16 protein-coding genes are annotated in these 24,746 nt (G+C 67.7%); 12 read left to right on the top strand and 4 right to left on the bottom strand.

Features of this window, described 5'->3' with window-relative positions:
- Positions 1-84 precede the first annotated feature (84 nt).
- The 11 genes from J2X20_RS25625 (at position 85) to J2X20_RS25570 (ending at position 18,386) form a co-directional block, all read left to right on the top strand.
- Entirely contained in the window at positions 85-1,737 is a 1,653-nt protein-coding gene (locus J2X20_RS25625; protein ID WP_310271642.1) for a carbohydrate-binding protein, read from the top strand.
- Between the two features lie 45 nt (positions 1,738-1,782).
- Positions 1,783-3,186 (top strand): carbohydrate-binding protein, encoded by a 1,404-nt coding sequence (locus J2X20_RS25620; RefSeq protein ID WP_310271639.1) that lies wholly within the window; start codon positions 1,783-1,785, stop codon positions 3,184-3,186.
- Positions 3,187-3,502: 316 nt separating this feature from the next.
- The gene (locus tag J2X20_RS25610) at positions 3,503-4,552 is read left to right on the top strand and encodes a LacI family DNA-binding transcriptional regulator (RefSeq protein WP_409034205.1); all 1,050 of its coding nucleotides are present in this window, start codon (positions 3,503-3,505) and stop codon (positions 4,550-4,552) included.
- A gap of 639 nt (positions 4,553-5,191) precedes the next feature.
- Positions 5,192-8,224, top strand: coding sequence for a TonB-dependent receptor (locus J2X20_RS25605; RefSeq protein WP_310271636.1), 3,033 nt, complete (start codon positions 5,192-5,194; stop codon positions 8,222-8,224).
- Positions 8,225-8,395: 171 nt separating this feature from the next.
- The gene (locus J2X20_RS25600; RefSeq protein ID WP_310271634.1) at positions 8,396-9,928 is read left to right on the top strand and encodes a tryptophan halogenase family protein; all 1,533 of its coding nucleotides are present in this window, start codon (positions 8,396-8,398) and stop codon (positions 9,926-9,928) included.
- Positions 9,925-10,635 (top strand): SapC family protein, encoded by a 711-nt coding sequence (locus tag J2X20_RS25595; protein WP_310271631.1) that lies wholly within the window; start codon positions 9,925-9,927, stop codon positions 10,633-10,635. The genes J2X20_RS25600 and J2X20_RS25595 overlap by 4 nt, the downstream gene beginning before the upstream one ends.
- A gap of 4 nt (positions 10,636-10,639) precedes the next feature.
- On the top strand, positions 10,640-11,647 hold the full coding sequence (locus J2X20_RS25590; RefSeq protein WP_310271628.1) for a cupin-like domain-containing protein: 1,008 nt from the start codon (positions 10,640-10,642) through the stop codon (positions 11,645-11,647).
- The gene (locus J2X20_RS25585) at positions 11,644-13,188 is read left to right on the top strand and encodes a tryptophan halogenase family protein (protein WP_310271626.1); all 1,545 of its coding nucleotides are present in this window, start codon (positions 11,644-11,646) and stop codon (positions 13,186-13,188) included. The genes J2X20_RS25590 and J2X20_RS25585 overlap by 4 nt, the downstream gene beginning before the upstream one ends.
- A 336-nt stretch (positions 13,189-13,524) precedes the next feature.
- A complete protein-coding gene (fusA, locus tag J2X20_RS25580) occupies positions 13,525-15,540 on the top strand; it encodes an elongation factor G (RefSeq protein ID WP_310271623.1) in 2,016 nt (671 codons plus the stop codon).
- Between the two features lie 231 nt (positions 15,541-15,771).
- The gene (locus J2X20_RS25575) at positions 15,772-17,640 is read left to right on the top strand and encodes an alpha/beta hydrolase family protein (RefSeq protein WP_310271619.1); all 1,869 of its coding nucleotides are present in this window, start codon (positions 15,772-15,774) and stop codon (positions 17,638-17,640) included.
- Positions 17,641-17,882: 242 nt separating this feature from the next.
- Positions 17,883-18,386, top strand: a complete 504-nt coding sequence (locus tag J2X20_RS25570; protein WP_310271616.1) for a hypothetical protein — start codon at positions 17,883-17,885, stop codon at positions 18,384-18,386.
- A gap of 6 nt (positions 18,387-18,392) precedes the next feature.
- Here the strand turns inward: J2X20_RS25570 and J2X20_RS25565 are convergent, their stop codons facing one another.
- The gene (locus tag J2X20_RS25565) at positions 18,393-18,668 is read right to left on the bottom strand and encodes a hypothetical protein (protein WP_310271614.1); all 276 of its coding nucleotides are present in this window, start codon (positions 18,666-18,668) and stop codon (positions 18,393-18,395) included.
- Between the two features lie 166 nt (positions 18,669-18,834).
- Here J2X20_RS25565 and J2X20_RS25560 point away from each other — a divergent pair, with 166 nt between their 5' ends.
- The gene (locus J2X20_RS25560; protein WP_310271612.1) at positions 18,835-20,970 is read left to right on the top strand and encodes an acyl-CoA dehydrogenase; all 2,136 of its coding nucleotides are present in this window, start codon (positions 18,835-18,837) and stop codon (positions 20,968-20,970) included.
- Between the two features lies 1 nt (position 20,971).
- Here the strand turns inward: J2X20_RS25560 and J2X20_RS25555 are convergent, their stop codons facing one another.
- The 3 genes from J2X20_RS25555 to J2X20_RS25545 are packed head-to-tail and all read right to left on the bottom strand — an operon-like array spanning position 20,972 to position 24,687.
- Positions 20,972-21,832 carry a spherulation-specific family 4 protein gene (locus J2X20_RS25555; protein ID WP_310271609.1) on the bottom strand — a complete coding sequence of 287 codons (861 nt, stop codon included), beginning with the start codon at positions 21,830-21,832 and terminating at the stop codon, positions 20,972-20,974.
- 15 nt (positions 21,833-21,847) lie between these two features.
- A complete protein-coding gene (locus J2X20_RS25550) occupies positions 21,848-22,720 on the bottom strand; it encodes a spherulation-specific family 4 protein (RefSeq protein WP_310271606.1) in 873 nt (290 codons plus the stop codon).
- Positions 22,721-22,743: 23 nt separating this feature from the next.
- A complete protein-coding gene (locus J2X20_RS25545; protein ID WP_310271603.1) occupies positions 22,744-24,687 on the bottom strand; it encodes a DUF4832 domain-containing protein in 1,944 nt (647 codons plus the stop codon).
- Positions 24,688-24,746 lie beyond the last annotated feature (59 nt).

Below are 24,746 nucleotides of genomic sequence, written 5' to 3'. Positions count from 1 at the left end.
CCAAGGTGCCCGTCCGCTTAATCTTGAAAGCGCTTTCAGCTTGGCGGTAAACGGCGGTCAGCACCTCAACCCTGGAGATTTCCGATGAGTCTGCTTCGTCCCCTTGCCGCCGCTCTCGTCATGCTCGGGCTGGCCGGCACCGCCTTCGCCCAGACCAAGGTGGTCGGCTATATCCCGTCCTACAAGGGCCTTCGCGCCGTCGCCGACCGCACGGACCTGGCCAAGCTGACCCACATCAACCTTGCCTTCGCCAACCCGGCGCCGGGCGGCAGCTTTCTGAACGGCGGCAGCCCGGCCTGCATGGAAGCGGCCACGGGCGCCGACATCAGCTATGTGGTGCAGAAGGCCCATGCGGCCGGGGCCAAGGTGCTGGTGTCGCTGGCCGGCGGCGTCATCCCCGCCTGTTCCGGCAACTGGCAGACCCTGCTGCAGCCGGGCACGCGCGCCACCGTCGTCAACAACCTGGTGCAGTTCGTCAACAGCTTCGGCCTGGACGGCGTGGACGTCGACATCGAAGGGGCGCTGCTGACTTCCATCGACAACGCCGGCAACTACACGCCCTTCATCCAGGCCCTGCGCGCGGCCCTGCCCGGCAAGCTGGTCACCGCGGCCACGGCCACCTACGAGGGCGGCATGATCCCGACCTCGTCGCTGGCCTCCTTCGACTTCGTCACGCTGATGGCCTACGACGCGGTGGGCCCGGGCTGGGGCACGGTGGGCACCGAGCACTCGACCTATGCGATGGCGCAGAGCCACATCGCCACCTGGCAGGCGCGCGGACTGCCCAAATCCAAGCTCGTTCTCGGCCTGCCCTTCTATGGCTATGGCTTCAACGGCTATGCGGCCAACTATTCGTTCGCGGACATCGTCAACCAGTTCGGCGCCGCCGCGGCGCAGAGCGACCTGATCGGCACAGCCTGCGCGAGCTGCGCTTACATCACCTACAACGGCATCCCCACCATCAAGGCCAAGACGCGGCTGGCCCTGCAGCAGGGCGCGGGCGTGATGATCTGGGAGCTGTCGCAGGACGGCACGGGCGCCAACAGCCTGCTGAGCGCGGTGCGCGCCGAGATCGGCAGCACGCCCAGCGGCGTGGCGACCGTCTATCAGGATTGCAACTACGGCGGCTACTCGGCGCCGCTGCCCGAGGGCAGCTACACGCTCAGCCAGCTGCAGTCGCGCGGCGTGCGCGACAACGACCTGTCGTCGCTGCGCGTGAATGCCGGCTACCAGGTGCAGCTTTTCGACGGCGACAACTTCAGCGGCAGCAGCGTGACCCGCAGCGGCGACACCGGCTGCCTGGTCGACCAGGCCTTCAATGACCGCGCCAGCTCCGTCATCGTTTCCAAGACCACCACGGCTTGGTCACGGCAGATCGAGGCCGAGAACTACAGCAACCAGAGCGGCGTGCAGACCGAGGCCTGCAGCGAAGGCGGCCTGAATGTCGGCTGGATCGATGCCGGCGACTGGATGGCCTACGCCAACGTCAACTTCCCCACCAGCGGCAGCTATCGCGTCGAGTACCGCGTCGCCAGCGTCAACGGCGCCAGGCTGTCGCTCGACCTCAACGCCGGCAGCATCCAGCTTGGCCAGGTCAACGTCCCCGCCACCGGCGGCTGGCAGACCTGGACCACGGTGTCGCACACCGTGACCATCAATGCGGGCACCTACAGCGTCGGCATCTATGCGCCGGCCGCCGGCTGGAATCTGAACTGGATCAAGTTCACCAAGCTCTGAGCCAAGCACTCGGAGCATTTCCCTCCCCACGACACAGGAGACAACATGAGATCGTTGAGATTCATTGCCGCCGCCTTGCTGGCCGCGGCCAGCAGCCTGGCCCACGCCCAATGGCAGCTCGTCTGGAGTGACGAGTTCAACGGCAGCATCGGCCCGAACTGGGTCTTCGAGACCGGCGCCGGCGGCTGGGGCAACAACGAGTTGCAGTACTACCGCCGCGAGAACGCCACCATCGAGAACAACGCCCTGGTCATCACGGCCAAGCGCGAGAACTTCGGTGGCGCTTCCTACACCTCGGCGCGCATGAAGACGCAGGGGCTCAAGACCTTCAAGTTCGGCCGCATCGAGGCGCGCATGAAGCTGCCCGCCTTCCTGGGCGCCTGGCCGGCGTTCTGGATGCTGGGCGCCAACCTGCCCCAGGTCGGCTGGCCGGCCTCCGGCGAGATCGACGTCATGGAGCACGTCAACGACGAGCAGAAGGTCTACGGCACCATCCACTGGCAGGACAACAACGGCCAGTACGCCCAGTACGGCGGCAACATCGGCACCACCGTGACCGACTGGCATGTCTATGCCGTGGAGTGGGACGCCAATGCCATCCGCTGGTACGTCGACGGCACCAAGTACCACGAAGCCAACATCGCCGGCGGCGTCAACGGCACGGATGAATTCCAGAAGGACTTCTTCCTGCTGCTGAACTTCGCCATCGGCGGCAACTGGCCCGGCTTCAACGTCAACACGGCCGCCCTGCCCGCCAAGATGTATGTGGACTATGTGCGCGTCTACGCTCCGGCGGCCGGTGGTGTGGCCACGGTCTACCAGGACTGCAACTACGCGGGCTATGCGGCCGCCCTGCCTGAAGGCAGCTACACGCTGACCCAGCTGCAGGCTCGTGGCGTGCGCGACAACGACCTGTCGTCGCTGCGCGTGAATGCCGGCTACCAGGTGCAGCTGTTCGACGGCGACAACTTCACCGGCACCAGCGTGACCCGCACCGCCGACACCGGCTGCCTGGTGGACCAGGGCTTCAACGACCGTGCCACGTCGGCCATCGTCTCCAAGGTCACCACCGCCTGGTCGCGCCAGATCGAGGCTGAGGCCTACAACGCCATGGCCGGCGTGCAGCTGGAGGCCTGCACGGAAGGTGGCCAGAACGTCGGGTATATCGATAACGGCGACTGGATGGCCTACAACAGCGTCACTTTCCCGAGCAGCGGCAGCTACCGCGTCGAGTACCGCGTGGCCGCAGCCGTGGGCGGCACCCTGTCGCTGGATTTGAACGCCGGCAGCATCCAGCTCGGCCAGGTCGGCGTGCCCAACACCGGCGGCTGGCAGAACTGGACCACCATCTCGCACACCGTGAACATCAATGCCGGCACCTACAACGTCGGCGTGTTCGCGCAGCAGGGCGGGTGGAACATCAACTGGATCAAGTTCACCAAGCTGTAGGACTGTTAGCCCCTCGCCCAGACTGGCCGCGCTGAACGCCGGCCAGTCTGGTCGGTCCCCCGAGGGGACGCCGATGCTCGCCGGTTCGAGCGGCAAACACTTTGGCCAAGGCGGGCCGGCTAGGTGAACTGGAGTCGGACACAAACAGTCCCTGCGGACTGTTTGTGCCTACGGAAGGCCATGAGCCTCTGGCTCATGGCAGGCCCGGCGCTCGGCCCGCGTCCGTGCACGACGGCCGCGGGCGACAAGAACAACGGCCCGGCCAAATCAGGCTTACAGCCGCGCCTACACTCGCGACTTCGCCCGCCCATTTGTGATGAACGCCAAGCCGACCCCCGCCAAGAAAGCGCCTTCAACCCGTCCTGACGGCGTCGTCACGCTGGAACAGGTGGCGGAGCTGGCCGGCGTGTCGCCGAGCACGGTATCGCGCATCCTGAACGGGACGGCGGCCGTCAGCCAGGCCAAGAAGGACGCCGTGCAGGCCGCCATCCAGGAGCTGGGCTTCCGGCCCAACCCGGTGGCACGCGGCCTGGCGGGCGGGCGCACGCTGTCGGTGGGCGTCGTCACGCAGATCATCTCCAGCCCCTTCTACGGCGAAGCCCTGCTGGGCATCGAGCGCGAGCTGGAGCGAGCCGGCTATGTGCCGCTGTTCGTGTCGGGCAACTGGCATGAGGATGACGAGCGCGAGGCCATCGAGACCCTGCTGTCGCGCCGTGTCGACGGCGTCATCGTGCTGGCCGGCCGCATCGCGGACGCCGAGCTGACCAAGGTCTCCGACAGCCTGCCCGTCGTCGTCGTCGGCCGCCAGCTGTCCGGGCCGCAGCTGTTCAGCTTCAGCTTCGACAACCGCGCCGGTGCCCGCCTGGCCACCCAGCATCTGATCGAGCAGGGCCACCGCCGCATCGCCTTCATCGCCGGCGACCTGATGCACGACGATGCCGTCGAGCGCCAGAACGGCTATCTGGATGCCCACGCCGCGGCAGGCATCCCTGTCGATCAGAACCTCATCGTGCAGAGCGACTACACCGAGGCCGGCGGCATGCTGTCGGTGACCCGGCTGCTGGAGCGCGATGCTCATTTCACGGCCCTGTTCGCCTCCAACGACCAGATGGCCATCGGCGCCTGTCTGGGTCTGCACCGGCGCAATCTGCGCGTGCCGGACGACGTGTCGCTCGTCGGCTTCGACGACCTCATCATGGCCCGCTACTCCATGCCACCACTGACCACGGTGCGCCAATCGGTCTACGAGATCGGCGTCGAGGCCGCCACGGCCATGCTGGAGATGCTGCGCGGCGGCAAGCCCAGGGCGCAGTTGCCCGAGCCCGAGCTCGTCGTGCGCGAGAGCACCAGACGCATGCAGCGGTAGCTGAATTCGGCATTGCGGGCCGAGCGCTGGGCCTGCCATGGGCCGGAGGCCCATGGCGTTCCGTAGGCACAAGCAGTCCGCAGGGACTGCTCGTGTCCGACTCCACCTCGCCGAGCCGGCCCGCGTTGGGCGATGTGCTTGCCGGTCAATCCGGCAAGCATCGCCGTCCCCTCGGGGGCTGAGGCCGGACACGGTGAGTCCAGTGGACTCGCCGTGCCTGCCGAAGAGCTGCGGCACTGCCGCAGCGCGGTCTGCAAGACCGATCGGACTTGCCCGCGTTCAGCCGGGCAAGACCGGGCGAGGGGCCAATTGTTGTTCCGCTCGGGTAAACCATGTGGCCGATCACCGTGACGCGACGCATCATTATTTGAAAGCGCTTTCATTGCTTTCAACAGGTCATCGCTTTTCAACCCAGAACTACCCCTAGACCCCTCGCCTTCTGGCGCCGCGCCCCATGGGAGCGGTCACATGAGGCGATGTGCGGGGTAGCCGTCCCCAGCCTCGTTCAGCGTTGCCGCCAAGCCGCAGACCGAGGGTGTTGCCTAGGTTGAAAGCGCTGCCAATGGCATATGCTTGAAAGCGCTTTCAGCTCGCCATCGAGCGTCACTCGACAAGATTCATAACTCTGGAGACAAGTGAATGAGACAGCCTCGTCCTGCCCTTCGCCTCACAACCCTGGCCACTGCCAGCGGGCTGCTGTTTGCCAGCGCCGCCGCATGGGCCCAAGGCGGCCCTGGCCAGGGCCCCGCGAATCCCAACGCCGGCCCCACACCGTCCAGCTCGGTGCCGCAGGCGCTGGCCAGCACGACGCAGCTGGAAACGGTCATCGTCACCGGCATCCGCAAGTCCCTGGAGACTTCGGTCAACCTGAAGCGTTCTTCTTCCGGCCTGGTCGACGGCATCGTGGCTGAAGACATCGGCAAGTTCCCCGACACCAACCTGGCCGAGTCGCTGAGCCGCATCAGCGGCGTGTCCATCGACCGCAGCAACGGCGAAGGCACGCGCATCACGGTGCGCGGCATGGGCCCGGACTTCAACCTGGTGCTGCTCAACGGCCGCCAGATGCCCGGCGCCAGCGTCGACGGCAGCGCCCCCAGCTCGCGCTCCTTCGACTTCTCCAACCTCGCCTCCGACGGCGTCGCGGCCCTGGAGGTCTACAAGACCAGCCGCGCCAGCAGCCCGACCGGCGGCATGGGCGCGACCATCAACATCCGCACGCCGCGCCCCTTCGACACCAAGGAGACGATCGCCCAGGTCGGCGTCAAGCTGGTCAGCGACCAATCGGCCCGCCGCCTGCCGGGCGAGGAGCAGGGCAAGAATGCCACGCCCGAGCTGAGCGGCATCTACAGCACGCAGACCAACGACGGCACCTTCGGCATCGCGCTGATGGGCACCTACCAGGTGCGCGACTCCGGCTATTCGCAGGCCAATGTCAGCAGCGGCTGGAAGACCTTCGACGGCATCGTCGACAACGACTGGGGCGGCTCGCATGCCGCCTGGGGTGGCCTGCCCCCGGCCTCGCAGGCAACCGAAATCAAGAACCGTCCGGCCATCGGCTCCATCTATAGCGTGCCGCAGAACCTGAACTACTCGTTCACGGGCGTGCACCGCGAGCGCCTGAACGGCCAGCTGGTGATGCAGTTCAAGCCCACCAAGGATCTGGTTGGCACGCTGGACTTCGTCATGTCGGAGCAGAAGTTCCGCCAGCGCCGCAACGACATCTCCGCCTGGTTCAACTACGGAGGTCAATTCGGCGAATTCCAGACCGGCTCACCCTCCTCGCCCATCATCTACGGCGAGCACATGGCCAATTCCGACCTGGCCATGGGTGCCTCGCGCATCCAGACCAAGAACAAGAACCAGCAGATCGGCCTGAACCTGAAGTGGAAGGCCACCGATGCGCTGAGCTTCGACATCGACGCCCACCACTCCACCGCCACTTCGGGTGCCAACGATCCGCTCGGCACCAGCGTGACGCTGGCCACCGCGTCGTTGAACCGCGGCGACACCTTCGTCGACTTCAGCAACAAGTTCCCGGTGCTGAACATCAAGGGCGCGACGCTGGACCCGACCAAGCAGGAGCTGCAGGGTTCGGTCTTTGGCAACAGCTACCAGAAGAACCAGGTCGACCAGTTGCAGACCAAGGGCAACTGGAAGCTCAACGAAGACAGCAGCCTGGACTTCGGCCTGACCTTGACCAACGTCAAGAACCGCTCGGCCTTCGCCAACGTGCAGCGCGACACCTGGGGCGCCAACGCCGCTGGCGGCCCCGCCGCCATGCCGGACGACATCTGGCGCGCCGACTCCATCAGCAAGTACTTCAGCCGTATCCCGGGCTCCAACGATCCGCGCCTGTTCAACCAGTTCTTCTATTTCAACTTCGAAGACCTGCGCGGCGCGGCCATCAAGGCCCTGGGTTCCGACGCTCTGCTGAAGGCCTCCTTCGATTGGCAGGACGACTACCGCACGACGGAAAAGTCACAGGCCGTGTTCGGCCAGTACAACCTGAACTGGGAATGGGGCGTGCCCATGGAAGCCGCCATCGGCGCCCGTTATGAGCGCACCAAGGTGCACTCGCCATCGGTCGAGAAGATTCCGGTCTCCGTGGCCTGGGTGGCCGACAACGAGATTCCCATCAGCTTCAACGGCACCCGCTCTGCGTCACGTGACGGCAAGTACGGCTACTTCCTGCCGTCCATCGACCTCGCCGCCGATGTGACCAGCGACACCAAGCTGCGTGTCAGCTATGGCCAGACCATCGGCCGCCCGGGCTGGAACGCCATCCAGGGCGGACAGCGACTGGACCCCCTGGCCCGTGTTGATGGCGGCTCGGCCTCGGTGGGCAACCCCGACCTGAAGCCGCTGCACTCGAGCAACTTCGACTTCTCGGCCGAGCACTACTACGCCAAGAGCAGCTACATCGCGGCGAGCTACTTCCGCAAGTCACTCAAGGACTACAACGAAGCCATCATCTCCAACGTCAACCTGTTCGGCCTGCACACGCCGGTCGGCAATGCGATGTACAACCAGGCCATGACGGCTGGGGGCTGCGGCGCCAACTCGGGTTGCATCCGCCAATACATCTTCACGAACTTCCCGAACGCTCCGGGCGTCGCACCGGGCAATGGCCCGGGCCTGGGCACCATCACCGCCCAGCCCAACGATCCCCTGCTGATGTTCAAGCTGGGCTCCTACATCAACAACCAGCGCACCAGCAAGCTCAACGGCATCGAGCTGAACGCCCAGCACATCTTCGGCAACAGCGGCTTCGGCGTGTCGGCCAACTTCACCAAGGTGCGCTCCAACCTCAGCTACGACAACAACAAGGCGGGCGCGCAGACCGATGTGCTGGTCGGCCTGGGTGACTCCGGCAACCTGGTGGGCTTCTTCGAGAACGAGACCTTCACGACCCGCCTGGCCTACAACTGGCGCGGCAAGTTCCTGGCCGCCAACTTCGGTGGCACGGACGGCGCGCAGCCCCTGTACGTGGAGCCCTATGGCCAGCTGGACCTGAGCGTGGGCTACAACTTCAACTCCCACCTGCGCTTCCAGCTCGAAGCCATCAACCTGACGGACGAGTACACCCGCACGCATCTGCGCAACGAAAACCAGGTGGGTGCCGTTACCCAGCTCGGCCGTCGCGTCATGATCGGTGCTCGGTACAAGTTCTAAGCGAGAGCCTCGGGGGCCGGCTGCGGCAGGCCCTCAAGGAAAGTCGGGACTTCCCGGCTCTTCCTGCTGAGGCAAAGTCTGGTTCGGCGGCGCTCGCGCTCTGGGGTGCCGTCCTTGTTCGCCGTTTGGCGAGGCCGCGCGAGCGGCCCTTTTTACTTCTGGGACCAGATCGTGAACGACAGACTTCGTGACGTGGTGGTGCTGGGTGGCGGCTCGGCCGGCTGGCTTGTGGCCGGCCTGCTGGCGGCCGAGCATGGCGAGTTGCGCATCACGCTGATCGAATCCAGCGACGTGCCGACCATCGGCGTCGGCGAAGGCACCTGGCCGTCGATGCGCGACACGCTGCGCCGCATCGGCCTGTCCGAACCCGACTTCATCCGCCGCTGCCAGGTCTCGTTCAAGCAGGGCTCGCGCTTCGACGGCTGGGTCCGCGGCGCGGCGGGCGCCGCGGGCGACCGCTACTACCACCCCTTCATGCTGCCCGTCGGCTATGGCGACGTGGACCTGGTGCAGCCCTGGCTGGCCAGGCAGGCAGACCGTCCCTTCGCCGACGTCGTCAGCCCCTCGGTGCAGGTCTGTGAAGCCGGCCGTGCACCCAAGCAGGTGCAGACGCCCGAATTCGCGGCCGTCGCCAACTACGCCTATCACTTCGACGCCGGCCTGTTCGGCCAGTTGCTGCGCGAGCACGCGATTGCCAGGCTCGGCGTCCACCATGTCATCGACCATGTCGATGCCGTCGTGTCGCATGAGAACGGCGACATCGCCGCACTGCAGACGCGCGAGCACGGCGACCTGAAGGCCGACCTCTTCATCGACTGCTCGGGCCTGGCCTCCCGCCTCATCGGCCAGCACTTCGGCGTGGCGCTGAAGAGCGAGCGCGACGTCCTCTTCAACGATGCCGCCCTGCCCGTGCAGGTGCCCTACGCCCAGCCCGACGCGCCACTGGCCTCGGTCACCATCGCCACCGCCTGGGCCAAGGGCTGGATCTGGGACATCGGCCTGCCATCGCGGCGCGGCGTGGGTTGCGTCTACTCGCGGGCCCATGCCAGCGACGACGAGGCCCATGCGGCCCTGCAGGCCTACCTGGACGCCACCGGCGCGCCAGCCGAGCGCCCCGCGCCCCGCTCCATCCGCTTCGACCCCGGCTACCGCCAGCAGTTCTGGGTGCGCAACTGCGTCGCTATCGGCCTGTCCTCGGGCTTCATCGAGCCGCTGGAGGCCTCGGCCCTGGCCCTCGTCGAGCTGTCGGCCCAGCGGCTGTGCGACGAGCTGCCGATGACACGGACCTCCATGGACGCCGTCGCGCGCCGCTTCAATGACGACTTCAGCTACCGCTGGGCCCGTGTCATCGATTTCCTGAAGCTGCACTACGCGCTGAGCAGCCGCACCGACAGCGACTACTGGCGCGCCCACCGCGACCCGGCCACCTGGCCCGAGCGCCTGCGTGAACTGTTGCCGCAGTGGCAGCTGCGCGCACCGGCGCGCCACGACTTCGGCCGCAACGACGAAGTCTTCCCTTCGGCCAGCTACCAGTACGTGCTCTACGGCATGGGTTTCCGCCCTGACACCCAGCCCACCTCCGCCGCCAAACTACAGGCAGCACAGGCCGCGTTCGACGAGGCCGCCCGCCAGGCCCGCCGCTTCGTCCCTGGCCTGCCAGGCCACCGCAGCCTGATCGACCATATCTACAAGACCGAGACATGACCCGCCCCGCCCTGCTAGACAACGTCACCCATCGCCAGCTGCGCATCCGCACCGAGCGCTCCGCCGCTCTGGGCGACGCCCGCCAGTCGGCCCTGGCCCTGCCCGCGGAGTTCCGCCAGCTGCAGGCCCACTACCCCATCGTCTTCCAGCTGGTCGACGGCGAGGTCGGCTTCCAGCCCGTGGCCCTGTTCGGCCTGGAGGAAGGCCAGAACCTCTTCCTGAAGGAGGGCGGTTGGGACGCCCCCGTGGTGCCCATGGCCCTGCAGCGCGACCCCTTCTTGATCGGCCGCGCCCCCGACGACGGCCTGCAGCTGCACATCGACATGGACAGCCCGCGCATCGTGCGGCCCGAGGAGGGCGAGGTCGGCACCGCCCTCTTCATGCCGCATGGCGGCTTCAGCGACCACCTCGACCATATCGTGCAGCTGATGGAGCATCTGCACGCCCAGGCCCAGCACCTGCCGGTCTTCATCGAGGCCCTGACCCGCCACCAGCTGCTGGAGCCCTTCGTCATCGACATCGAGACGCCGGGTGGCGAGCAGAGCCGGCTGTCGGGCCTCTTCACCATCCACGAGGAGCGCCTGGCCGCCCTGCCCGGCGCCGCGCTGGAGGCCTTGGCGCGCGAAGGCCTTCTGTTGCCCATCTACATGCAGATCGCCTCGCTGCAGCAACTTCAAGGCCTGGTCGAGCGACAAAGCCGGCTCTGACCCCATGCGAGCAGTACCCGCCTGGACCGGGCCGTTCGACCCGGACAACATGCCCGCCGAGCTTCTCGCCGGGGACCGGCCCCATGTCGTGCGCGGCGGCTTCGCGCATTGGCCGGTTGTTCAGGCCGCACGCCAGTCCGACGACGCCCTGGCCCGCTATCTGATGGGCTTGTACAACGGCGTGCGCGTCGGCCTCTTCCAGCTGGCGCCCGAGGCCCGGGGCCGGGTCTTCTATGCCGACGAGACGCTGACCGGCTTCAACTTCAACCGCTATGCCGCCACGCTGGACCAGGTGTTGACCGGCCTGCTGGGCGTGGCCCGGACGTCCGAGCCACCGGCCCTGTATGTCGGCTCGACGACGGTGGAGGCCGTGCTGCCCGGTTTCCTGGATGCCAATGTCATGGGCCTGGGTGCGCGGGACGCCCTGGTCAGCCTGTGGCTGGGCAACCGCACCCGCATCGCTGCCCACTACGACCTGCCGGACAACCTCGCCGTCGTCGCTGCCGGCCGGCGCCGCTTCACGGTCTTCCCGCCCGAGCAGATCCACAACCTCTACATGGGCCCGCTGGACCCGACGCCGGCCGGCCAGCCCGTCAGCCTCGTCGATTTCGCGAAGCCCGACTTCGAACGCTTCCCGCGTTTCGCCCAGGCGCTGGAGGCCGGCGAGGTGGCCGAACTGGAGCCCGGCGACGCCATCTTCATCCCCAGCATGTGGTTCCACCACATCGAGGGGCTGGAGCCCGTCAACCTCCTCATCAACGCCTGGTGGCGCCAGACGCCGGACTACGTCGACTCGCCGCTCTCCACCCTGCACCTGGCGCTGATGACGCTGCGCGACCTCCCCGAGAAGGAGAGACGCGTCTGGCAGCACCATTTCCAGCATTTCGTCTTCGGTGCCGATGACACGACCTGGGCCCACATCCCCGCGGCCGCGCGCGGCCTGCTCGGTCCCATCGACGACACCGCCTCGCGCAAGGCCCGCGCCCAACTTCTGAGTCAACTCAAAAGATGAACACCTCCAACAAGCCTCCGCGCCGCGTCGTCATTGCCGGTGGCGGCACCGCCGGCTGGATGATGGCCGCCCTGATGGGCAAACTGCTCGGCAAGCAGCTCGACATCAAGCTCGTCGAATCCGAGGAGATCGGCACCGTCGGTGTCGGCGAGGCCACCATCCCGGCCCTGCACACCTTCCACAACCTGCTCGGCATCAACGAGGCCGAGTTCATGGCCGCGACCAACGCGACCTTCAAGCTCGGCATCAAGTTCGAGGGCTGGAAGGACATCGGCCAGGACTATTTCCACTCCTTCGGCACCACCGGCAACGACCACTGGAGCGCCGGCTTTCAGCATTTCTGGCTCAAGGGGCAGGCCGCCGGCATCGCCCGCGAGTACACCGACTACAACCCCGAGACGGTGGCCGCGTATGCCGACCGCTTCGCCCATGTGCCGCGCAGCGGCCTGAACTACGCCTACCACCTTGACGCCGGCCGCTACGCCAAATACCTGCGCGCCATGAGCGAGAGCTACGGCGTGCAGCGCATCGAGGGCAAGATCGCCGCCGTGCTGATGGACGGCCCGCAAGGCAGGGATGGCGACATCACCGCCCTGCAGATGCAGGACGGCTCGCGCATCGACGGCGACCTCTTCATCGACTGCACGGGCTTTCGCGCCATGCTGATCGGCGAGGCCCTGGGCGTGGGCTACGAGGACTGGTCCTACTGGCTGCCCTGCGACCGCGCCGTCGCCGTGCAGACCGCCTCGGTCCGCGAGGCCTGGCCCTACACCCGCTCCATCTGCCACCCCTTCGGCTGGCAATGGCGCATCCCGCTGCAGCACCGCGTCGGCAACGGCCTGGTCTACAGCAGCAAGGAACTCAGCGACGCCGACGCGCCCGACGTGATCCGCAACAACGTCGAGGGCGAGTTGCTGATCCAGCCGCGCGTCATCAAGTTCCTGCCCGGCCAGCGCCACAAGGTCTGGCATCGCAACTGCATCGCGGTCGGCCTGGCCAGCGGCTTCATCGAGCCGCTGGAGTCCACCAGCATCCACCTCATCCAGCGCTCGGCCATCCGGCTGATGCAGCTCTTCCCGACCCAGGGCGTCAATCCTGCCGACGTGGATGAGTTCAATCTGCAATGCGAGCGTGAGCTGACCCATATCCGCGACTTCATCGTGCTGCACTACCACGTCACGAAGCGCAGCGATTCCGCGCTTTGGAACCATGTGCGCACGATGGAAGTGCCCGCGACGCTCAAGCACCGCATCGAGTTGTTCCGCGAGAGCGCCCGCGTCTTCCGCCCCAGCGACGAGCTGTTTGCCGAGAACTCCTGGATCCAGGTCATGATGGGCCAGGGCATCACGCCGCAGAGCTACCACCCGGTGGCCGACCTGATGGGCCGCGAGGAGCTGGCGCGCTTCCTCGGCGACATCCATCTCAAGGTCTCGCGCACCGTGGCCGGCCTGCCCCAGCACCAGGCCTATGTCGAGCAGCTGTGCGCGCCCTACCGCCATGCGACGACGGCCCAGCTGGCGGCCACGCCGCTGCGGGCTTGAAAGCCCCACAACCGGCCCGACATTTCGCAGCACGGATAATTCGCCCCATCATGAAGCTCAACCACACGATCCAAGCCCGCCTCAACCACTGAAGCGCCCTTCGACCGTGTTCGGAAGGCGCCAGCCTTCCGGTCAACCCAACCCCGGCAGGCTCGTCCCTCCGGGGTTTTGTTTTTCCTGAGTTCAACCATGCGCACCCGCACCTTCGACAAGCTGATCGCCACGATTCCCGAGCGCCGGAGCGCGGCTTCGTCGCGTCTGCGCTTCGGCGTTCTGCCTTCGCGCTAGTCCCGTGATTCCACGGGGCTGGCCTGCCACTCCGAATCAGGAATCACCATGAACTCGAACAATCTTTATCGCAAGCTGCGCAATATCGGTGTCATCGCCCACGTCGACGCCGGCAAGACCACGACCACCGAACGCATCCTGTTCTACACGGGCGAAAACCATCGCATTGGCGACGTCAACGACGGCAATACCGTCATGGACTTCGATCCCCAGGAACGTGCACGCGGCATCACCATCCACAGCGCGGCCACGACCGTGCACTGGAAGGGCACGCAGATCAACCTGATCGACACGCCCGGGCACATCGACTTCAACATCGAGGTCAAGCGCTCGCTGCGCGTGCTCGACGGTGCCGTCGTCGTCTTCGACGGCGTGGCCGGCGTCGAGCCCCAGACCGAGACCAACTGGCGCCTCGCCGACGAGTACCGCGTGCCCCGCATCGCCTTCGTCAACAAGCTGGATCGCGTCGGCGCGGACTTCCCGCGCGTCGTCGCGATGATGCGGGAGCGCCTCGGTGCGCACGTGCTGCCGCTGCAGCTGCCCATCGGTTCCGAGGCCGAGTTCCGCGGCGTCGTGGACCTGCTCGCCATGCAGGCCCTGATCTGGGACCGCGACGACGCTACCGAGCCTGTGCGCGTGACCGAGATTCCGCCTGAGCTGCTGACTGCTGCCCAGGCGGCCCGCGCGCGCCTGGTCGAAACCGTCGTCGAACGCGACGACGCGCTGCTGGACGCCTGGCTGCGCGGCGAGAGCCCGTCGGTCGAGGCGCTGCGCGCCGGTGTGCGCTCAGCCACCCTCGCCGGTGAACTCGTGCCCGTGCTGGCCGGCTCGGCCTTCCGCAACCGCGGCGTCGAGCCGCTGCTGGACGCCGTGCTCGCCTATCTGCCCAGCCCTGGTGAAGCCGCGGGTGCCGTGGATACGGCCGGCCCGCTGTCCGCCCTCGCCTTCAAGCTGACTGCCGACGACCACGGCGCGATGGTGTTCGTGCGCGTCTACAGCGGCCGGCTGGCCCGCGGCGACACGGTCTTCAACGCCAGCACCGGCAAGGCCGAGCGTGTGGCGCGCCTGTACGAGATCCATGCCGACCAGCGCGTCGAGCGCGACGAACTCGTCGCGGGCGATATCGCGGGCGTCGTCGGCCTGAAGGACGTGCTGACCGGCCACACGCTGGCCGATCGCAAGGACGCGCCGGTGTTGGAAACCATCGTTGTGCCCGAGGCCGTCATCGACGTGGCCATAGAAGCCCGCCACCAGGAAGGCGCTGCGGCCCTGGCCAAGGGCCTGGCCGTGCTCGTCCGCGAGGACCCGTCCCTGCGCTTGCGCCAGGACGCCGACTCGGGCCAGACCCTGCTGTCCGGCATGGGCGAGCTCCAGCTCGAGGTGGCCGTGGAAAAGCTGCGCTCGCGCTTCGGCGTGGCAGTGCAGGTGGGCCGGCCCCAGGTCGCCTACCGCGAGACCATCGCGGCAGCGGCCGAGGTGCACCATCTGCATCGCAAGCAAAGCGGCGGCCCCGGCCAGTTCGCCGAGCTGACGCTGCGCGTGGCGCCCTTGCCGCGCGGCACGGGCATCCGCTTTGAAAGCACGGTGGTGGGCGGCGCGATCCCGCGCGAGTTCATCCCGGCGGTCGAGGCGGGCATCCGCCGCGCGGCCACGGCCGGCCCGTTCGCAGGCCATCCGCTGGTGGACTTCGAGGCCACGCTGGTCGACGGCAGCCACCATGTGCGCGACTCGTCGGCCCTGGCCTTCGAGCTGGCAGCGGCGCACGCGCTGCGCGAGGCTGTGCTGAAGGCGTCGCCCGTGGTGCTGGAGCCGGTCATGGCCGTCGAGGTCATCACGCCGGCCGAATCGCTGGGCGACGTCATCGGCGACCTGCTGCGCCGGCGTGGCCATGTGCAGGGGCAGGACGCCCGCGGCAACGCGGTCGTCGTGACTGCCCATGTGCCGCTGGAGCGGATGTTTGGCTACATCGGCCACCTGCGCGCCCTCAGCTCGGGCCGGGCGCAGTTCACCATGCAACTGGACCATTACGCCGAAGTGGCGGCGAAGGCGGCTTTGGCTGCTTGAGTGCAGAGCGGGGGCGCCAGGGCGAATCGCCTTGGCGCCCCTTTTTCCCCCGCCGAGGCGCCGCTACCATCAGCGTGACAGCGCCGCGACAACAGGCGCAGGGGAGGTACTGGCATGAGCGCAATGACCTGGCGCGCCGTCGTTGGCGCATGCCTGCTGGCCGCGGCATTGGCAAGCGGAACCAGCAGGGCGGAGGAAGCAAAACCGCCGCTGACGCCCCGCGCGGCGGCGATGAAGAAGCTCATCATCGAGATGACCGACCCGCTGGGCGTGACTGCCATGGAGCTGTCGCCGGACGGCAAGCACATCGTGGTGATTGCCTGGACGGGTCGCGCCAACGCGCTGATGCTGATCGAGACGACCACGTGGGAGACCCGCCTCCTCGTTGCGCCACAGTTCCTGCCCGGCTGGACGGGCCCCATCCAGCCGCTTCGCGTGCACTGGATCTCCGACGCCCTGCTGGCCGTGGACTTCAGCGATGGGCATTGCTCGGTCGTCGGCTTTGATGGCCGCCGCGGCCGAGTCCTGGGCGGTCACTTCATGCGCATGATCGCCCCCGACAAACCGGGCGAGCTGCCCCAGTGGGCGATCGTGAGCACACAGGGTTTCCTCGTCGGCACCGGCATCCGCCGCATCAACATCGTCACGGGTGAAAAGGTCACTGTGCCCATCGGGCTGCCGGGCGACCTGGTCAGCGCCGTTTTCGACCGCAGCGGCCGCTTGCGCGCCGCGAGGACGCGCGAGACGAAATGGTTCACGCCGGGCGCCAAGATCACCAACTGGTACCGGCATGACGAAGCCTCGCCCTGGCAGCAGGTCGCGCAGGCCTCGATGACGGAAGACCTTTGGACACCGCTCGGTCTGCCGGACGATTCCGACACCCTGGTGGCGCTGTCGCGTGAGGGGCGTGACACCTGGGCGATGTTCGACTTCGATGTCGCGACGCGAAAGCTCACCAATCTGCGTGTCGGTCATCCCACCGAGGACCTGATCGGCACGCAAGAGGATGCCGGGCTGAACGCCATCCAGGCGACGACGCACGGACTGAAACCCACAACCTACTGGTTCGACGCGCGCTGGGACCATCTGCAGCGTTCCATCGACAAGGCGCTGCCGGACACGGTCAACATCCTGCGCGGCAACCCGCAGGGCAAGGTCCTGGTGTTCTCCTATTCCGATCGCGATCCTGGACGCTGGCTGTTCCTCGATACCGAGAAGATGTCGCTGCGCGAGGTCTCCGGGAGCAGGGCCGGCATCGAGCCTGGCGCCATGCGGCCCATGCAGATGCTCAGCTACGCGGCAGCAGACGGCCTGACCATCCCGGCCTACCTCACCCTGCCGGATGACGGTCCGGCCAAGCCTCGCCCCATGGTCGTGTACATCCACGGTGGGCCGGTGGCGCGTGACAACTGGATCTGGGACTTCGACGTGCAGTTGCTCGCCGCCGCGGGCTACGCCGTCTTCCAGCCGCAGTTCCGCGGTTCATCCGGCTTCGGCCGCAAGTTCGAGCACGCGGGCTATCGCCAGTGGGGCCTGGCCATGCAGGACGACGTCACCGCGGGTGTGAAAGCCATGATCGACCAGGGCATTGCTGACCCGTCGCGCATCTGCATCTACGGCGCCAGCTACGGCGGCTATGCCGCGCTCTGGGGCCTGGTCAAGACGCCGGAGCTTTTCAAGTGCGGGATCAGCCTCGCCGGCGTGACCGACATCGGCGAACGCTTCACGGACTGGTCGGACACCAATTCGACCGAAGCGGGGCGGGAGTGGCTGCGCTTCGCCGTGGGCGACATCAACACGATGGCGGCTCAATTCCAGGCTGTGTCGCCCGAGAAGCACGCCGCACGCATCCGCGTACCGGTCCTGCTGGCGCACGGCACTGAAGACAAGCGCGTGCCCATCGGCCATTCCAAACGCATGGCGTCCGCGCTGAAGGCGGCGGGCGCCAGCGTCGAGACCCACTGGTATGAAGACGAGGAGCACGGTCTGCGGTCCATCGCCAATATCCAGAAATTCAACGCCGCGCTGCTGGACTTCCTGGACCGCAACATCGGGCCCGCTTCGCCCATGGCCGCCGCGGCAAGTGCGCCGTCGAATTGACGCAGGAGCAGTCTTGCGGCTCCAAGCTGCGTCAAAACCCCGGGGCAACTGTGACCAACGGCATCGGGACGCCCTGCAGCGCCCCGAGGGCCGAGATGCATTTCAGCGGCGCTTTCCTGCAGGCCATCGTAGGCGGCCTGCATTCCATCGCTGGCGAATAGGACCCTCAGGGCCATGAACCTAGGCTGAGGTCTGGTCGAAACGCTGTTGTTCCGGCCTCTCGCAACGCTCAGGAGTCCGCCATGTCCCAAGTCCTTTCCATCGCTCGCCGCCAACCCGCCCGCAGCACCCTCGCAAGCGTGACTTTCGCCATCGCGGCGCTGGCTGCAGGCCCGGCCCTGGCCGATCCCGCCAGCGAGCTGACGCGAGTCGAGGTGCAAGGGCGCACGGTCGAAGCACCGGTTCGCTATGACGTGCATGCCGCCTGCGCGGGCTTCGAGACGCAGCTGCAGGACGCGCTGCAGACGGCCTGGATCCGCGAGCGCTACACCGGCAATGTGATGGTCCAGTTCGTCATGGAAGGCGGCCAGATCAGTGCGGTCAAGGCCCGCGCCGCGACCTTCAGCGCGCAACGCTCGGTCAGCAGGGCCGTCCAGGACCTCCAATGCGGCGCGCAGGCCAAGGCACAGCCGCAGATCTACCGTTTCCGCGTCGATTTCATCGATCCGGACAGCCAGCCCTATCGTGGCGACACGCAAATCGCCGGCGCGTCTTCGGCCGTGCGCATCGCACGCGTGGGGAACTGAGGCGGCTCAGGGCGCGGCAATGCCGTCGATGCGCTCCAGGCGCACGATGATGCGGCCGTATTGCTGGTTGCGCATCTCCACCCATTGGCCTGGCTCGATGCGCGTCACCGCGCCTGAGATCGTCTGCCCGGCCACATAGAGGGTGATGCCGCGCTTGTCCTGCAGGGCGACGGTGAGGGCCTGTTCCATGCCCTGGAGGGCCTCCGTCGCAAGGGCTGCGGGGGCGGCAAGGGCGCAGGTGACGACGAGGGCGGCCAGCGCGGCGCGGGGAAGGGAAGGCATGTCAGGGCTCCTGGATGACGAGGTGATGCATCGTCACTGTGCCCGCCGCCGGTCGCAAGACGGTTTCAGGCCCGGCGGAGTTTTGTTTCGTTTGTTCAAAATCAGACTCGGCTGACGCCGTGCCGGGTGCATCGCGAGCAGCATGGTCCGCAAGGAGACCGCCGCCGTGATTGCAAGCCTGCTTGGACACTGGGCGTTTGAACCGTTTGCCAAGGCCCTGCCCCAGATGGGCGACACCGAGCGCGCGGCGCTGGAAGCGGGCACCGTGGGCTTCGAGGGCGCGCTGTTCCGGGGCCGGCCGGACTTCGACCGCCTGATGGCCGTGGCCCCCAACCACCTGACGGCCGAAGAACAGGCCTTCCTGGACAAGGACGTCGGCGAGTTGATCGCCCAGCTCGACGATTTCGCCATCGACGAGGCGCGCGACCTGCCGCCCGAGGTGTGGCGCCTGCTGCGCGAGCGGCGCTTCTTCGGCATGATCATCCCGCGCGAACAGGGCGGCCTGGGGTTCAGCCACTTCGCCCATGCCGCCGTCGTCACCCGTATCGCCACCGTCAACGTGGCCGCCGCGGTGACCGTCATGGTGCCCAACTCGCTGGGCCCGGCCGAGCTGCTGCTGCGCTATGGCACGCAGGCGCAGAAGGCCCACTACCTGCCGCGCCTGGCCGACGGCCGCGACCTGCCCTGCTTCGGCCTGACGTCCCCCTATGCCGGCTCCGACGCCGCTGCCATCCCGGATACCGGCGTGCTGACCGAACGCGTGGTCGATGGGCGCAGCATGCGCGGCTTCGTCGTGCGCTTCGACAAGCGCTACATCACCCTGGCACCGGTGGCCACCGTCGTCGGCCTGGCCTTCCAGGCCGTGGATCCATCGCGTCCCGAAGGCCAGCAACAGCTCGGCATCACCTGCGCGCTGATCCCGGTGCCCACGCCGGGGCTGCAGATCGGCCGCCGCCACCGGCCGATGAACTCCGCCTTCATGAACGGGCCCATCCGTGGCGATGACGTCTTCGTGCCCATGGACTGGATCATCGGCGGCGAGGCCCGGGTGGGCCAGGGCTGGCGCATGCTGATGGAATGCCTGGCCGCGGGGCGTGCCATCTCGCTGCCGGCCCTGGGCGCGGCCATGCAGCAGACGGCGCTGCATGTGATGACGGGCTACGGCCGCATCCGCGAGCAGTTCGGCCTGCCCATCGCGCGCTTCGAGGCTATCGCGGGGCTGATCGCGCGTACCGCTGCAGACCTGTACGCGTCCGACGCCGCGCGCCGCTACACGGCGTCGGTGCTCGACGCCGGCGAGCGCCCCAGCGTCGCCAGCGCCATCCTCAAGGTGCAGCTCACCGAGGCCGGCCGCCGCGCCGTCACCACCGGCATGGACGTGCTGGGCGGCAAGGGCATCATCAGCGGGCCCGGCAACCTGCTGGGCGTGGCCTACCGGCATGCGCCCATCGCCATCACGGTGGAGGGGGCCAACCTGCTGTCGCGAGCCCTCATCATCTTCGGCCAGGGCGCGGTGCGCTGCCATCCGCATGTGATGGCCGAAATGGCGGCCGTGCAGGCCAGGGATGAGAACGCGCTGGGGCGGGCCCTGCTGGCCCATGCCGGCCACGTGCTGCGCAACCTCGGCGCCAGCCTGTTCGGCGCCGGGACCCAAGGCCGCGTGCCGCCAGGGCTGGAGAAGGAAGCCCGCCTCATCGCCCGCGTGTCGGCCAAATACGCGCTGACGGCCGACCTCGCCATGGGGCTGCTGGGCGGCCGCCTCAAGCGCATGGAGCTGCTGTCGGCGCGCCTGGGCGATGTGCTGTCCCACCTCTATCTCGCCGCGGCCAGCGTCTGGCGCTTCCATGTCGAAGCCGACCCGCAGCTGCTGCCCTTTGCGCGCGCCGCCATCCGCTTCCAGCTCGAAGCGGCCGCGGCCACGCTGCGCGATCTGCACGCCAACATGCCGTCAGGCCTGTTGAAGGCGCTGTCGCCGCTGCTGTTGCAGGGCACCCGACACCTGGCCCCGCTGCGCGACCGCGACCTCGTCGCGTTGTCGGAAGCGCTGCGCACCGACCCCAGCCTCGTGGCCCGCCTGTGCCCCGACTTCACCCCGCCGGCCACCGGCGGCCTGCACGACCTGGCCGAAGCCCTGCGCCTGGCCGACGCCCTCGGCGACGAGGTGGCCGAGCTGAACCGCGCGCTGCGCCGCACGCATTCGCTGGAGGCCGCCGCGGCGAAGTCCCGCGACCCCGAGGCGGCCCTGGCCTATCTGCGTGCGGCGGACAAGCTCATCCAGGTGGACGATTTCCGCGCCGGCTGACCTAGCTCGAGCGGCGACGCCTCAGCACCGCGAGCAGCGCCAGGCCCACCGCCAGCAGGGCCGCCTGTCCGGGCTCGGGCACGGCAGCAGCCGTCACCTCCGCCTGCCAATAACTCGGCAGATGCAGATAGGGATTGCTGCTGGCCATCGTGCCGTCGGTGACATAGATGGCGCCCAGGCCGTACTGCCTGGCCAGGCCCATCACCTCCTGCATCTGCGCCACCGTCGCCACGCTGTGCACGATGGCGCCGGTCGATGCGGCATTCGTGAGGCCGCTCAGGAAGGAGCCGTTGACGAAGTCCGTATACGAACCCTCGAAGCTCATCAGCGTGTTCGCCACCGCCGTGTAACCCGCGGCGGGCGCGACGCCCGGGTTGCCGACGATCTTCCAGCCCGGATGGGCTGAGCGCAGGCTGCTGCTGACCGTCTGGTAGAAGGGCAGCGCGCTCGTCTGCGTCGACATCTCGTCCAGGAAGACACCGTCCACGCCATACCAGCTCGCATAGCGCTGCGCGTCGGCCAGCACGTCCGCCGTCGAACGCGTCGCCGGCACTTCGGGAGTGCAGAGATTGACGCCGTAGCAGGTGTAGTCGTAGCCCAGCACCTTGCCGCCTGCCGCACGGAAGGCGTTCACGGCCGTGACGTAGTCGCTGTTGGATGCCGCACCAGGCCCGTTGCCCGGGTTCATGATGGCCGTGATCTGCACACCCTGCGAGGCAGCGGAGGTCAGGTTGAGCCACTCGTTCTGCGATGGCATCCAGGACGGATAGAAATAGGCCGGCACGATGATCTCGATGGCCGACGCAAAGGGTGCCGCCGTGGCGAGGGCCAGCGTGGCCAGCAGGGTTTTCAGGCGTTTCATGTCGGGAGTCTCCGTTCAGCAGCTTGCGCCAGCCTTAAGGTTCTTCAAGCACCAGCGCTCGGAGCCCGACAGCGTCTCATTGCCCCAGTAGGTCGGCGTGTAGTTCCAGATCGGGCCGCCCCAGGGCAGGCTGGGGTTGTAGGTCATGCTGGTCACGTAGACATAGTTGGCCGCCGAGCCCGTCAGCGCTGTGCGCATCTCGGCCTGGGTTGCGGAGTGCACCAGCAGCCAGGTCTTCACACCCAGCGATGCCGCCAGGCTCTGTACGCCGCCGTTGAGCCAGCTGGCCGCGGCCGCATAGTCGCTGTACTTGGCCTCGTAGATGACGATGTGCTCGCCATAGCCGGCCGCGTTGACGAAGCAGCTGCTGGCACCCGGCCAGCCGGCGTTCCACACCACCGTGCCGCCGGTGCCGGTGGCCGCCATCTTGGCGCGCACGGCGCTGAACTTGGGCCCCGTGCCATTGCACTTCTGCGTGTCGGTCAGGGCCGCGTCGTCAAAGGCGGCCTCGTCGAAGAAGAAGCCGTCCACGCCGCCCAGCGTCGTCTTGTAGGCCGTCAGGTTGGCGTCGATCGCGTTGTAGCGGGCCTGTTCATCGGCGGTGTTGGTGTCGTAGCCGGTGGCCACATAGCCCAGCACCTTGCCGCCCTGGGCGCGGATGTTGGCAATGACGGCCTTCCAGTTCGTCACCTGGCCGGCGCTCAGCCCCGTGGCGCCGCTGTTGGGGTTGATGACGACATAGGCGCCGCTGGGGATCTGGCCGCCATAGGTGCTGGCGGTTTCGCCCCAGTAGGCCACCATGCCAAAGCCGGTGGGGGCGGCGGTAGCCAGCGTGGCACCGAGGCTCAGCAGGCTCGCGGCAGCGAGCTTGAATCGAAGGTCGGACATTCGTTTCTCCTGGAGAAGTTGCTTCAACGGACGGTCAGCGTCGTGCCGGCGCGGAAGGCGCCCAGCGTCGCGTCCCAGGCCTGGGCCTTGGCGGCGTTGTCGGCGTTGGCGGGACGCACGCTGTAGCGCACGTCGGTGCTCAGCGATGTGGCGCCGTCGGGCAGGGCGAGCAGCACGTCATAGGCGCCCGTCGGCGTCCCCGCGGGCACGGTGAAGCCTGCCGACGCGGTGCTGGTCGCGTTGGGCAGCCAGGTGCGCGGATCGACCGACGGCAGTGCGATGCGCACGACGGCGCCACTGGTCTTGTGCTTGAGCAGCAGCTGCACCGCGCGCGGGTTGAAGGCGCGCGCCCAACCGCTGTTGCGCACCGTGAGCAGCAGGGTGCCCGACTGCCCGGCAGCCACCGCATCGCTGTGACGCAGGGTGGAGAGCTCGAAGCGATAACCCATGCTGCGCTTGACCTCGGCCATGCAGCCCTGCTGCTCCCACTTCGTATGGAAGAGATCGCGGTAGTAGTCGTTGTTCAGATAGGTGAGGTTGAATTGCTTGCCCTCGGCCAGGATGTCGGTGCAGCTGGTGCGCGGCACGGCGCCCTCCTCGTCGGCCGGATTGCAGGTCTCCGCACCAAAGGGCGCCACGCCTGACAACGCGGCGGTGTAGTTGCGCTCGTTCTGGCGGGTTGCGGTGTCCTCGCTGTAGGTGCCGACGTCGGTGGCCGAGGCCAGGAAGCAGTCGTTGTGCACACCGATGCGCGAGGCGGCCGACCCATCGCGCCAGCTCGGCACCTGTGCCGCCCACTGCATCAGATAGGGCGGATAGCGCAGCTGCAGGAAGCGATCGGTCGGCAGGGCGTTCAGCAGTGCATCGCGGATCTGCGTGCGCGGGCTGACGGCAGTCAGGTTGTTGGACGAGGTGTGCCATTCGCCCCAGGCGCCGATGAAGCCGGCCTGCAGATAGGCGATGACGTCGGCATTGGCCGTCAGCACGGGCTTGAGCTGGTCGATATGGCCGAGCACGCGCGCCAGCGGCGCATCCTTCACGTTCTGGTACTCGGTCTCGTTCTCGGGATAGTTGTAGAGAAAGCGCGGCACCAGCTTCAGGCCGGCGCGGCGCGCTATGGCGAATGCGCTCGAGAGCTGCGTCAGCACGCTCGCGGGCAGCGTGGTGTTGGCATAGGCGTCCAGGCGCACCGGGGCATAGACGACGCGATAGCCGGCCTGGAACTGCGCGTCCGCATTGGACTGCGTCCACAACAGCAGGTTGTCGGCGGCCCAGGTGTACATGCCGCGCTCGGGATTGGCGATCTCCGCAGTGCTGACGGTGAAGCTGGTTTCTACCGGTGCCGGTGCAGGCGTGGGTGCTGGCGTGGGCGCGGGTGTCGGGGCCGGAGTCGGCGCTGGTGTGGGCGCGGGAGTCGGGGCCGGTGTCGGGGCCGGCGTGGGAGCTGGCGCAGGTGTCGGCGTCGGCGCCGCGATCCGCCACGCCTGGTTGGCATTGCTCGCGTTGCAGATCGCAACCGAGAAGCCCACCTGGGCCAGCTGGGTCGGCGCGGTCAGGCAGAGGTTGTTGGCCGCGAGCTTGAGCTGGGACGTCGAGCCGCCCGCCAGCGCCACCACCGAGAAGCGCTGGCCGGTCTGGCTGGGCTGACAGGTGTTCAGCTCGACGAAGGACCCGGAGCTGGTGCCGGTGGCCGAGACGCACAGATTGGCCTGGGCGTTCTTGAGCATGTAGATGCTGCTGCCCGTGCTGACCGGCGTGAGGCCGAAGTCCTGCGCAGCGCTGCCATTGCAGGTGGCGAGGCGGATATCCCAGGTGTCGACCTTGGTTTCCAGGCAGGCACCCAGGGGGTTGGACACCAGGGGCGCCGCGGTCGCGGCGGCAGGCCAGGCGGCGATCAGGGCGAGCGGGAAGGCAAGCTTCAGCCCGGTACGGGAGCGGGGGGAAGGGCAGGGACGCATGCAAGGCATCGGGTTCTCCTCATGAACGACTGAGCGCTGGAAGGGAGGGCCGGTCCGCGTCAGCGCGA

Origin of the sequence: Roseateles saccharophilus, assembly GCF_031458095.1 — a bacterium.
GTDB lineage: Bacteria > Pseudomonadota > Gammaproteobacteria > Burkholderiales > Burkholderiaceae_C > Pelomonas > Pelomonas saccharophila_A.
This window is presented reverse-complemented; position numbering and strand designations above follow the sequence as displayed.